This window comes from Okeania sp. SIO2F5, assembly GCF_010692685.1.
Lineage (GTDB): Bacteria > Cyanobacteriota > Cyanobacteriia > Cyanobacteriales > Microcoleaceae > Okeania > Okeania hirsuta.
On sequence record NZ_JAAHGU010000184.1, the window covers coordinates 1 to 12,107 of the forward strand.

Annotated in this window: 8 protein-coding genes; 4 read left to right on the forward strand and 4 right to left on the reverse strand. The window is 35.7% G+C overall.

Features of this window, described 5'->3' with window-relative positions; translation table 11 throughout:
* Positions 1-592: 592 nt before the first annotated feature.
* Positions 593-1,711: a RuBisCO accumulation factor 1 gene (locus tag F6K27_RS30135; RefSeq protein ID WP_287275752.1), complete on the reverse strand. Its 1,119-nt coding sequence runs from the start codon at positions 1,709-1,711 to the stop codon at positions 593-595.
* 700 nt (positions 1,712-2,411) lie between these two features.
* Here F6K27_RS30135 and F6K27_RS30140 point away from each other — a divergent pair.
* The 4 genes from F6K27_RS30140 to F6K27_RS30155 all read left to right on the forward strand — a co-directional run bounded on the left by F6K27_RS30140 (position 2,412) and on the right by F6K27_RS30155 (position 6,101).
* A complete protein-coding gene (locus F6K27_RS30140; RefSeq protein WP_287275751.1) occupies positions 2,412-3,350 on the forward strand; it encodes a response regulator in 939 nt (312 codons plus the stop codon).
* A gap of 200 nt (positions 3,351-3,550) precedes the next feature.
* Positions 3,551-4,252, forward strand: a complete 702-nt coding sequence (gene ubiE / locus F6K27_RS30145) for a bifunctional demethylmenaquinone methyltransferase/2-methoxy-6-polyprenyl-1,4-benzoquinol methylase UbiE (protein ID WP_287275748.1) — start codon at positions 3,551-3,553, stop codon at positions 4,250-4,252.
* Between the two features lie 68 nt (positions 4,253-4,320).
* Positions 4,321-5,547: a DUF445 domain-containing protein gene (locus F6K27_RS30150; RefSeq protein ID WP_124145081.1), complete on the forward strand. Its 1,227-nt coding sequence runs from the start codon at positions 4,321-4,323 to the stop codon at positions 5,545-5,547.
* A gap of 257 nt (positions 5,548-5,804) precedes the next feature.
* Complete coding sequence (locus tag F6K27_RS30155) at positions 5,805-6,101, forward strand: DUF3493 domain-containing protein (protein ID WP_287275745.1); 297 nt, start codon at positions 5,805-5,807, stop codon at positions 6,099-6,101.
* Between the two features lie 516 nt (positions 6,102-6,617).
* On the opposite strand, the gene F6K27_RS30160 is transcribed toward F6K27_RS30155, so the two are convergent.
* The 3 genes from F6K27_RS30160 to F6K27_RS30170 form a co-directional block, all read right to left on the reverse strand.
* Positions 6,618-6,848: a hypothetical protein gene (locus tag F6K27_RS30160; protein WP_192901126.1), complete on the reverse strand. Its 231-nt coding sequence runs from the start codon at positions 6,846-6,848 to the stop codon at positions 6,618-6,620.
* A gap of 663 nt (positions 6,849-7,511) precedes the next feature.
* Complete coding sequence (infB, locus tag F6K27_RS30165) at positions 7,512-10,631, reverse strand: translation initiation factor IF-2 (RefSeq protein WP_287275742.1); 3,120 nt, start codon at positions 10,629-10,631, stop codon at positions 7,512-7,514.
* Positions 10,632-11,471: 840 nt separating this feature from the next.
* A complete protein-coding gene (locus F6K27_RS30170) occupies positions 11,472-11,735 on the reverse strand; it encodes a YlxR family protein (RefSeq protein WP_124145084.1) in 264 nt (87 codons plus the stop codon).
* Positions 11,736-12,107 lie beyond the last annotated feature (372 nt).

Sequence of the window (12,107 nt, forward strand, 5' to 3'; positions counted from 1 at the left end):
GTAAACAATTTCAAGCTATAAACTGTAAATTATCAATACCATTACAGACATCCTTAAAACTTTAAGGTTTAGCGATCGCCTAATTTATGAAAAATACAGCTCATACAGTTACTTTTATATTACATTGCAAATATCTATGTAACATGTAAAGATGCCAGCGCTCATTGCTATATTTTAAATATCGGGACTTTAGTCAAAAACATCTGAAAAATACTGTCAAAAGCTTACTTATGAAGATTTTCACGTCAAATCAGCTTGTTTTTGATAGGTGTAGTTTTTAGCTATTTTACCCTTTTGATGTATTTTCCTTGCTCTGTATGATTTTCAGTTATTTTTGGGGACAAAAATATCAAAGTCCCGATATTTATCTTCTATAGGACTCTTATGGTATCTTTGCACGCGGTATGTGCTTTTAGCATAGAAGTATGGGCGAATGGCCGTTCGCCCCCTACAGAAGTCAGGAAATTCAGAAATAGAATAGGGGAAAAAGCGGATAAGACCCCGCGACGACGTTAGTCGCATCTGGTAGCGCACCAAGCAGGTAGACAAATACTCCCTACTCCCCTACTCCCTGCTCCCTTTCAGTGAATTATTATTCCTCAAATTGCAAAAGGTCTTTCACAAATTCTTGATCGAGAATCTTTTTGGGTCTTAATACTAGCAAAACCCGTCCAAGTAGAGGTATATTAGGTAATTCATCAAAGCACTGCATCTCTATTTTCCCAGCTTGGTCTACGATAAAATAACCATCCTCATCCCATTCACGTTGAGACCTATCAATAATTAACAAAACTTCCTCAGTTGCTCCTGGTATTGGAGTAGGCAAGCGATCGCTATTTTCAATCACTGCTACAGGATCCTCTGCTTGCATGACAACTCGCCATCCAGGTATCCCTACCCAAGCACCTGTTCCACCAGAAAACTTTACTATTCCATGAGACCCCACCTCCTCAACTATAGGGACAGCTTTTAAATCTTCCGTGTTCAGGGGTAATTTTCCCACTACTGGTAAAATACGGGGCAATTCTTCTTCTGACTCCATTCGATAAATTGGCAGACGGGGTGCTGGTCTCTGAGAAACAATAGTAAAATCAGTTAGTAACTTTTCAAGTTGTTTTCTAGCTGTTTGAGAATTAGCTAATTTAAGACCTTTAGCAATGAGACGAGATCTTTGTTGTAAGTCGTTTTGTTGCCTAGCTAGTTTCCAACATTGATAAGCTACTATATCTCCAGGGCGATCGGAAAATCCTTCTGGTATTGTTTTCATCCGAGCAAAATCCTTAATGGCCTTTGCTAACTCTTTCGCATCATCAACATCAAGATTATGCTCAACTATAAACTCAGTTGCTATAATTCTTTGCTCTTGAGTTAAAATTCTCAATTCGTAAAGAATATCACTTCCCGATCTCTCAAAGCGCGATAAAAAATCTGTTCCACTTTGCGACTGTACATTTTTTGCGGTTTTGGCATTGACAATACTTGTATATACTTGAGATCCTACTATCACCTGATTTTGCTGTACAGGTTCAAATCCTGTTGCTTCAAATATTTGCTGAGAAGTATATCCAGCTTTTTGTAGTTTTGCACAAGCTTGTCCCCACTCTACCCAGTTACTTTCTTTGCGACGTAGCAAACCAATTAAGTTTTCTATCTCTACTGGGTTTGTTGATTTTTCTTGAGAGTTGGGGGAATTTTCTGGTGTTTCGATCATAATTGATGGTGCACTTTTTTTGTTTTAAATGAATGAATAAGCTTTTGACCATCCTACCTAAAAATATATCAGCTACGGATATAAGGCCATAAGTTAATTTATTTCTGAGATATAACACCAAAAATCAAGTGGAATAATTTTTGGCGATACAAGGTTTCGGTTGAATATTGACAACTTCTAAGATAGATGGTTGTTAGATGATACCAATTCACTTTTAAAGATGTCACAAATAGTTTCAAACTTTAAATGTGAAATAATTTCCTGAAATTACTGTAAACTCAAACTTCTGAGCCGATAAAATCTTACTTTTGACTTTTGACTTTTGACTGTCTTGAGTGCGTCTTACATTCTGAGGGGGCCTCAGAATTACGCACTCGCTTTTTACTTCCGTGAAATGGTATAAAGTAGTATTTCATAAATAATGCCTATTCCCAAAACAACACCACAATCTGTTAATATTATGGCACTTGGTGGACATTAAACAAATTGCTTCTAATGAGAGTTGGGCTTTTCTTATGCCTGGCCTAGTTAAGACTGGATAAGATAATAAAATTAACAGGAAACTTTTAAGCATCCAATCACATCAGCTTTCCGTTTAACCTATCCTTGGCATCAATAAGTATTAACAGTTTGGGGAAGATGTCGAAAATTGAATTAGTATTATGTTATTTTCGGGTTACAATTGCGGAGGTTTGTTTTAATGGAAGCAATTCCTCAACAGTTAGATAGCATAAAAAGCCAACTGATGAGCTTAACTAGAAGAAAAAAGCCTAAAATGCTAGTGGTAGATGATGAACCAGATAACTTGGACTTGCTCTACCGCACCTTCAGACGAGATTTTAGCGTACTAAAAGCTGAAAGTGGTATTCAGGCTTTGGAAATTTTGGCATCAGAGGGAGAGGTGGCTGTCATTATCTCCGATCAACGAATGCCAGAAATGAAGGGTACAGAATTTTTAAGTAAAACATTGCCCCAATTTCCTAATACTATCAGAATTATTCTCACAGGATTTACTGATATTGAAGATTTGGTGGAAGCAATTAATTCTGGACAAGTACATAAGTATATTACTAAGCCTTGGAACCCCAAGGAACTAAAAGGAGTTGTACAAAAGGCGGCAAATACTTATGAAAGGTTGAATCAACGTACTGAAGAATTGCTAAAAACTCAAACTCAATTGCAATTGTTGAGCAATGTGGTTAATATATCTCAAAATTCTGAGACAGTAGAGCAAGCTTTAGAGGAAATTGCATCTGTCTATAGAGAGGCTTTTTCTTGTGATGTATGTATTTTGCAATTGATTGAGGATAATGGTCTAACTTCAATTCAAGGGGTTAGTAGTAATTTGGGTAAGGTGGACAATTGGTTGGCTAACGATCCTCTGGCAATTGAAGCGATCGCTTCTCAAAAGTTACAAGTTGTGATGGATGTATCAGAAGATATTGAGCTTTCTAATGTGGCAAATTATCAAATTTCAGGAATAAAGACTCATATTGTCATTCCAATTTCCTATCGGCAAAAACTTGTGGCCTTGATATCCTTACAATGGCAACAACCCAGTAAAATACTTCCAGAAGAACTTGATACAATTAATATCTGTACTCAACTACTGGCATTGGCTTTGAATAGTTTTGCATAGCTTCAGGCATACTATAAGCTTTACTTATAAAAATTAGGTAGGCCAAATATTTGTATTCCCATAAATTTATGTTCCTAGCTCCGCTTCTCTCTAACGACTCTACTAAAGTGGAACACATAATCTCTATACTTAGCATAGCTGCCTCCTACCATTCAGCAAAAGTCTCTATCAACTTACTATAAAAATGAAAACTACTACTTATGATTAATAATTCCACAGAAGTTCAGGCCATATTTAACAGAATTGCCCCAGTTTATGACCAACTTAATGATGCACTAAGTCTGGGACTACATAAAATCTGGAAGCAAATGGCTGTAATGTGGAGTGAAGCTAATGATGGCAATACCTGCTTGGATTTATGTTGTGGTAGTGGAGATTTGGCTTGGATGCTGGCCAAATGTGCGGGTAGTCAAGGTATAGTGTATGGAGTAGATTTTTCTGTACAACAATTGGCGATCGCTCGTAACCGCAAATCAACTTTATTTGGTCAGGTTAGTCCTATTAATTGGGTAGAAGCAGATGCCTTGAATTTACCCTTTGCAGATAATTATTTCGATTGTGCTACAATGGGATATGGTTTGCGTAATGTCTTGGATATTCCTCATTGTTTACAAGAGTTATATCGAGTCCTCAAGCCCAATTCTAAGGCAGCCATTCTCGATATGCACCGTCCTAGTGCTTCTTTAGTAAGAAGTTTTCAACAGTGGTATCTGGATAAAGTAGTAGTTCCTGTGGCTCGTAATTTGGAGCTAACTCAGGAATACGCCTATATTAGTCCAAGTCTGACAAAATTTCCCACTGGGGTAGAGCAAGTACTATTAGCACATCAAGCCGGATTTGTCAATGCAAAACATTATCCTATTGCTGGGGGTATGATGGGAATATTAGTAATTACAAAATAATTTTTCAACTGATAATCTTATAATTGTTATTAGTCTTGTCAAAAGTAGATAGTCTGAAATAATTAAAGTTGTCTAATATCTGGCTTTATTTTGTACCACCAATCGCAGGTGGAATTATTGGGTATTTCACTAATGATATAGCGATTAAAATGCTATTTCGCCCTTATCGTCCTTACTATGCTTTTGGGCAAAAGCTACCCTTTACTCCTGGATTAATTCCTGCGAACCAAGAACGTTTAGCAAAGCGAGTTGCTGATACTATAATGGGTTCTTTGTTAACTCCTTCAGAGTTGCAGAATTTAGCACGTCGTTTGTTGCAAACGGAGCGAATGGAGGCAGCTATTCTTTGGCTGTTACAAATGTCCTTAGAACAATTTAAAATCGATACAAGTAAGAAAACTGCTAAAATTCTAGCAAATATTCTACGGGATCTATTAGGTCAATCTTTGCCAAGACTTCTCAAAGTTTGGGCAAAAAAAGAAGATTTTTTGGAAGCTCAACTCAACCAAATTTTTGACCAAGTCTTGCTAGAGTTTCAACTAACAGAAATGCAGGCAACTCAACTATCAGATTGGTTGCTTAAAATTGTACTACCACCAGATATATTAAGGCAGACTTTAATTGATTTTCTCACAGATCAAAATATTTCAATTATTGATGAAGATTTTCGCGAAAAAGCTAGTGGTACTTATTGGGTAGTAGCTAATTTGTTTGGGTTGCGTAATACTTTGATTAGATTAAGAACTTTCTGTTTAGATGATAAAGAATTAACCAATCAGCGTTTAAAAGAATTAATCAGAGCATTAGGTGTTAGAGAAAGAATTCAGGAATGGTTACAAAATCTTTCCATGCAAAATTTACCTGTTTCTACGGTACGCCAGTTAAGAAATACAATGGGTGATAGTGTACGTCTATACTTGCAAGAACGTGGTGCTGATTTAATTCAAGGTTTAAGTTTATCTATAGATTGGGAGCATATTGCCGATTTAATTATTAATCGCTTACAAGCTTCATCAATAATGAATAGTTCTCTAGAGTTGGTGAGTCAAGAATTAGCTTTGGTTTTAGAACGCTATTTAGAACGGGATTTAGAAAATATTGTGGCTCAAGCAATTCCAATTTTAAACATTGACCAAGTAATTATTGACCGTGTTAAGGGTACTTCTCCTGAAGAATTGGAAGTTGCTGTTAATGTAATTGTCAAAAATGAGTTGCAAGCTATTGTTAATTTGGGAGGTGTTTTAGGTGTTGTGGTTGGTTTATTTCAGACAATATTGTTGTTGCTACAAAGGTAAGTTCAAAATTATTGTTAATGTTTTTAATATATAGGTTTTTATTCATTGAATAAGTTGTAAATATTTGGCTGGAATTGATTAGTTTTTGTAAATATTAACTACTAATTATGAACTAAGTAGTTAGGCACGAAAAAACCAAAGTATGTAATGAACAGTAAAGTTGCTCAAAAACTTCTTATATTTCGCCCCCTGCCTGATCGTCACTATAATTTTTAATACCGACCTACTTACTTCTTCAAGTTTGTATCTAAAATACTATGTCAACTCCACACTCAAATAATAATTCCTCTCAAACTAAACTTAGCCCAGAAAAATATGCTCGCCTCAAAGGTGAACTGGATGCACCTTATCGAGGACTACGGCAATTTATATATATAGCTTTCGGAGCTTCTGGTTTCACCGGAGCTTTGATTTTTTTAGCAAAAATTATTGCAGGCCAAAATATTGCTTCTACTTTACCTAATTTTGCTTTACAAGTCGGAATTGTCATCCTGATGATTTTCCTATTTCGTTTGGAGCAAAAGGCCAGTAATCGGTCCTCTTCGTCTAAGTAACAAAAGTTTAAACTTTGTAATGTGGATATATATTTGGCCATAAAAATACAAAAAAATAAAGAAAATATTACGAAATCCTTGATCCCTGTCAAGTTGTTGTTAAATAGTAAATGACTATAAATTGAGGTCAGCTAAAAATAAAGACCTTAAATATTTAAGTGGGGTCAGCTAAGATAAAGGCCCTAAATCTAAATATAAAAAACCCTTTTTAAAAGCAAAACGCCTACTTCTAAATATATTAGGATTAGGCGTTTTGTAATTTGAGTTGTTTTCAGAATTATGGTATAGCAGAAGTGGAGAAGGAAAAATCTTACGTTGTCTGAGTTTTAAGCTTTTGATTTTTTCTAGCCTTTCCTTAGACTGCTATAGAACTAGAATACTTTTTGTGATGGTATAAGATAAAGTTAAATCTTACTATCTGTTTCCTGTCTGTAAGAGCAATGAAACCTTGTCTCTTATCAAGTAGAAAACTACTGTAAAAAATGAACAAGAAGATTTGTAATATAGACTACTGTTTTAATAAGCTAGTGTTTCTAAAGTTTCCCGTAAATATATACTAACTTGCCGATCTAAGGATATATTTTGCTGCTGACCTTCATTAATCTTACGCTCTAATTGCCATCTCTGAAAACCTGAACTTACAGCGATCGCTTGCTTCAAACTATCCCACATTCTAGATTCTGATTCATTTTTTGTAATTACTTTGGCTGAATTATTATTCCAAGAGGTAACATTAAATTTATTCATAATACTTACCTGAGTTAGTGATAAAGTTACTGAGATTTACAGCTTCTACTTCTTTAAAGATAGCTCACTATTCATAAACCAGGTATTAGTATGACTATATATGTCATCAAATCTTGACTTGTAGATATCATCTTTGGCATTGCTGAATCAAGTTATGAAAATAAAAACTGAAGAATCTCAAATATTTGTCATTAAATAGTTTAGCAATCGCAAAAAAATACAAATCATACCCACGCATCAGCAACGTCCCATCTGTAATTTATTCAAACATTAAGATAGGTAGGTATTAAACCTACCTATTTCTCAAATTATTTGCTAGTAATATCATGTCTCATGAAACAACTGTAATAAACATTGCTTCTCCTAACCCGTAGGGATATTGCATAAAAAGTCCCTATATGTGAGTTAATTAATGTGACTTGATATAAATCTCTTTTGTAACTCTCCTAAAACTATTGTAATTTCTAAACTCTAGAGCTTTTGTATATCAGATGATCGCCAGCTTTTTTCTTCCTAGAAATTCCAGATAGCTGTTAAATTGCCAAAATTTGATCGTCAAACTTTGTATTTCTTGTTATATCTCCTTTCGGTGGAAGTTCAAATCATAGAAAAAACCGGAGAGTAACAAAAGAGGGATATTACTTCTGCCTGATAATGAGTATTTTAAATAGACAGTTTCCGGCGCTTAGTTACCATTTGGTAGCCTTCAACTATATCACCTTCAGCCCAATCACTAAAGTTGTCTAAGCTAATGCCACATTCATAACCTGCGTTGACTTCTTTTACATCATCCTTGATACGCCTTAGCGAGTCCAGTACACCTTGGTGAATAACTTCTCCTTTGCGACGTATTCGCACCTTACAATTACGGATAACTTTGCCAGAAAGCACATAGCAACCTGCAACAGCACCACGATTAATCGTAAACACAGCACGTACTTCTACTTCACCTAACGGTTCCTCTACTAGCTCAGGGTCTAATAGACCTTCCATTGCCCCTTGAACATCATCCAACAGTTTGTATATGACGTTGTACTCCCGCACATCTACTCCTGCCGCATCCGCTGCTTGACGTGCTCCTGATGCCATCGTTGTATTAAAGCCAATAATCACAGCTTCACTAGCAGCTGCTAAGTCAATATCTGTTTCTGTCACTTCTCCAGCTCCAGAGAATAATAGCCTTAGTTGGACTTCTTTTTGAGGTAGTTGTCGCAGAGCTGCAACAATAGCCTCAACAGAACCTTGAACATCTGCTTTTAGTATCAAGTTTAGTTCTTTGAGGTCTCCTGCTTGGGCACGAGCTGAAACAGCACCAAGAGTTGTCCTACGCATAATCCGAGATTCTCTTTTAGCATCTGCTCTATCTGTAGCAATTGATGAAGCATCTTTTTCATTTTCAAATACATCAAACTCATCACCAGCTTGAGGCACGTCTCTGAGACCAAGAACTTCTACTGCAAAAGATGGACTTGCTTTTTCCACCCGGTCGCCTCGGTCATCAATCATTGCCCGCACTTTTCCGTAGACGGAGCCAGCAACTACAATATCTCCCACTTTCAAAGTCCCATTTTGTACTAACAAACTAGCTACTGGTCCTCTAGCTTTATCTAAGTGAGCTTCAATTATGGTGCCTTTGGCCAAACGTTCTGGGTTGGCTTGCAAGTCTTCTACCTCGGACACTAAAAGAATCATTTCTAGTAAGCTATCCAGATTCTGTTTCTTGATCGCACTAACTGGAACCATAATAGCGTCACCACCCCATTCTTCAGGAACTAAGCCATGTTCCATCAATTCTTGCTTAACACGATCTGGGTTAGCTTCTTCCTTATCAACCTTGTTAATTGCTACTATAAGTGGTACTCCTGCAGCTTTCGCATGGCTGATAGCTTCTATCGTCTGTGGTTGTACCCCATCATCTGCTGCCACAACTAGCACTGCGACATCTGTAACTCTTGTTCCTCTAGCTCGCATTGCAGTGAAAGCTTCGTGACCAGGAGTATCTAAGAATACTACTTGTTGCATCTTACCTTCATGTTCAACATCAACATGATAGGCTCCAATATGTTGAGTAATACCGCCTGCTTCCCCTGCTGCTACTTTAGTTGCACGGATTGAATCTAGAAGACTGGTTTTTCCATGATCGACGTGCCCCATAATTGTTACTACTGGTGGACGACGTTCCAGTTTTTCTAGATCGGCATCTTCTAGCATTTCAGTGGTTTTCTTCGCTGCTGATTCTTCTTCTAGGGCTTCTACAGGAATTCCTTCTTCTTCTGCTACCATTTCTATGGTGGCAATATCTAAGCTTTCTGTAATGTTGACTGCTATGCCTTTCATAAACAGTCTTTTAATAATCTCTGTTTCTGATACTGCCAAAGCTGTTGCTAATTCTTGAACTGTCATGCTCGAATTAATTACTAGCTTTTCTAAAGGTTGAGCTTCAACAGATTGATTTTGTTCAGCAATTTCAGACTTGACAGGTTGCTGTGATTTACTAGATTTCTTTTTGATGCTGGGAGCGTTGTTACCAGAATTGGATTTAGTTTTGCCAGGACTACTGTTTGGTTTTGGTGGGCGAGCTAAAGATAAGCTCATTGTTACTGGTTCTGGCTTATTTAAAAGTTCTTCTAAATCTTCATCATCATCTTCTAGGAGTGGTTTTGGACGAAGACGTTTAGCTTTTGCACTAGCTTTAGCATTTTTCTGAGCAATTTCGCTTGAATCTTCTTCTTCTTCTTCCCAAGTTGGACCTTTCTTTAATTTTGCAGATGGAGGCTTACTTGGAGATATTATTTTTCTTCTTGGTTTTTCTACCTCATTATAATCTAATTCTATTACTTTTTCTTCTGGCTCTTTTTCTTCTGTTATATCTAAATCAATATCTGTATCTTTTGGAGAATCAACTGATATTTTTAGTCTCGGTTTTGGTGCAAGTTGAGGTTTTTGTAATTCTTGAACTTGCTTTGGTTTAACCGTAGGTCTATCTCGATGTTTTTGCTTTGACTGACTTGAAGTTTCAGGGCTGAGAATAGGTGGTCTTACACTTTCTTTTTGAGAAGTATCTTTGTTTTCCTTTTTATTAACAATTGCAGGCTTTTGAGAAGGTTTTTCTTCTCTATCTTTTCTTTTTTTACCTTCCTGCTTTGTTTTTTTATTTTTTTGATTAGGCTTTGTTATGGAGGGACTTTGTAGATTTCGATTTATGCTAGGAGGTGCTGGTCTTACAGGTGGTCTTACTAACTGGGGAACTTCTGTGACAGTTTTTTCTAATGATCTGTCTGGAGCTATATCTGTAGACTTTTTATCTACTGCTGATACAGATTTACCTTTTTCTCCCTCTAGCTTTAGGGACAGGTTTGGCCTTGGTTTACTGAGAGGTTGAATTTGCCGATCTAATGCTTCCGGTGCTGGAGGTTTTGGAGGAGTTGCCACTAATTGAACGTTATTATTATGGGTTTGGGTTTGATTTTTGAGTTTAGCTCTTTCTTCTAATGGTTTTGGTCTTGGTTTGCGTATTTCTAATATCTGCTGTTTTTTACCCTCGTTATGATTGAAAGTTGACTCTTGATTTTGAGAGTTACTTTTTTCTGGAACAGCAGACCTACTGGGAGAGTGGGGTAAGCTTTCTGCTGTTTTGCGGATTAGTTCTGCTTCTGGTTCTGTAATAGTACTGCTGTGACTCTTCACAGATATGTTGAGCTGTTCACAAACTGCTAGTATATCTTTGTTATCCAAATTCAATTCCTTTGATAATTCGTAAATTCTTACTTTTCCGTTGTTCATCCACTCTACCCTCTCTTTTACAAATCTATAATTTTACATTGTTATAATGTTTATTTAACGACTACACTACAATCATACTAGCTTTAGGCTCAGTTTAGCTACTTAAAAGCTTTTTTTTTATTTTCACTGCTTTCAGTTTATGAATTGTTTAGCTACTGTCTCGATTAAGTTTATATTTTACTTAAAACCCATCACTATTTAGATTGGAGAAATGAGTATTTCAGAGTAGTTCCCTGAAAGTCTACTTGCTCCATTTATTAACTAGACTTGATTTTTTTGGATAGGTTAAAAATTATACATATAAGTTAAATTTTTAAGCAATTTTATTAATTGCAATTTCACAATTTCAGTTTGTGATTTTTTATACATATAATCTTTGTGGTACTTGAGTCAAGGGTTTGACTTTTATAGATATATAGATATATTGATTTCAATCATAGTTGAAGTTTACTATTTATTAATTGCAATTTCACAATTTCAGTTTGTGATTTTTTATACATATAATCTTTGTGGTACTTGAGTCAAGGGTTTGACTTTTATAGATATATTGATTTCAATCATAGTTTAAGTTTCCTAAGACATTTATTGCCCTCGGAATATCTATCTTAGCAGGATTTATAATTTTTCTGTGGTCTCAATGCTGTGTTAAGCTGTTCAGCTATCTAAAATTAAAATGCACCATAGCTCAGTAACTTATAGCTATATATTAATTTAGAAATGAAATATCTAACTGCTAGAGAAGATACACAAAATTAGTTGTGGTATTCGATTTATTTAGTAATTCAGAGTTAATTTGTGGATAATGCAAATATTATTCTGTTGTACAACTATTTTCAGCGATCATTTTTTGGATGAAGAATTTTTCAATCTTTGCCATAATGCTTGATATATTTCTGGTGATACATGGGTTTTAAGTGAACGGCTTAATTTATTCTTTTTACGAGCAATTTGAAAACATTCTGTTTGTGGACAAATGTAAGCTGAACGTCCTTCTCCTTCATCTAATCTAATGGTAGAAGATTTTTTAATACGAATAACTCGCCAAAAATCTTCTTTAGGAGCAAGTTTTTTACAGCTAACACACCGACGGTAATTTGGCTTCATTTTTACTTTTTCGTTGATTAAAACTTTACTCAATTACTTTTTGTTTTTTCATAATAAATTAGCAAATATTAACTAATCTATTTATAGATATTTTCCCTAATGTTTTTACTTAAAAATTTGATTTTCTCATACTTCAAATTTCCAATTAAAGTTATAAAATTCATTCATTTTACTCTTCATTAAATCCCATTGATTAATTAAAAATAATGACATTGTGCTGAAAACCTCTAATTTTGATATCTGCCATTGAAGAAGGAGACAGGAGACAGGAGACAGGAGACAGGAGGAAAATTACATGGGGATAGTCAACGACCTGCCGCTCCGCGTCTACGCTCCCCCAAGTAATGCGTGAACACCCCCGTTGACGGTGGG

Bases quoted from the DNA above. Each gene is read 5' to 3' on its own strand.
- infB (WP_287275742.1), bottom strand. From the start codon at position 10,631: ATGAACAACGGAAAAGTAAGAATTTACGAATTATCAAAGGAATTGAAT.
- F6K27_RS30140 (WP_287275751.1), top strand. From the start codon at position 2,412: ATGGAAGCAATTCCTCAACAGTTAGATAGCATAAAAAGCCAACTGATG.
- F6K27_RS30170 (WP_124145084.1), bottom strand. From the start codon at position 11,735: ATGAAGCCAAATTACCGTCGGTGTGTTAGCTGTAAAAAACTTGCTCCT.
- ubiE (WP_287275748.1), top strand. From the start codon at position 3,551: ATGATTAATAATTCCACAGAAGTTCAGGCCATATTTAACAGAATTGCC.
- F6K27_RS30160 (WP_192901126.1), bottom strand. From the start codon at position 6,848: ATGAATAAATTTAATGTTACCTCTTGGAATAATAATTCAGCCAAAGTA.
- F6K27_RS30155 (WP_287275745.1), top strand. From the start codon at position 5,805: ATGTCAACTCCACACTCAAATAATAATTCCTCTCAAACTAAACTTAGC.
- F6K27_RS30135 (WP_287275752.1), bottom strand. From the start codon at position 1,711: ATGATCGAAACACCAGAAAATTCCCCCAACTCTCAAGAAAAATCAACA.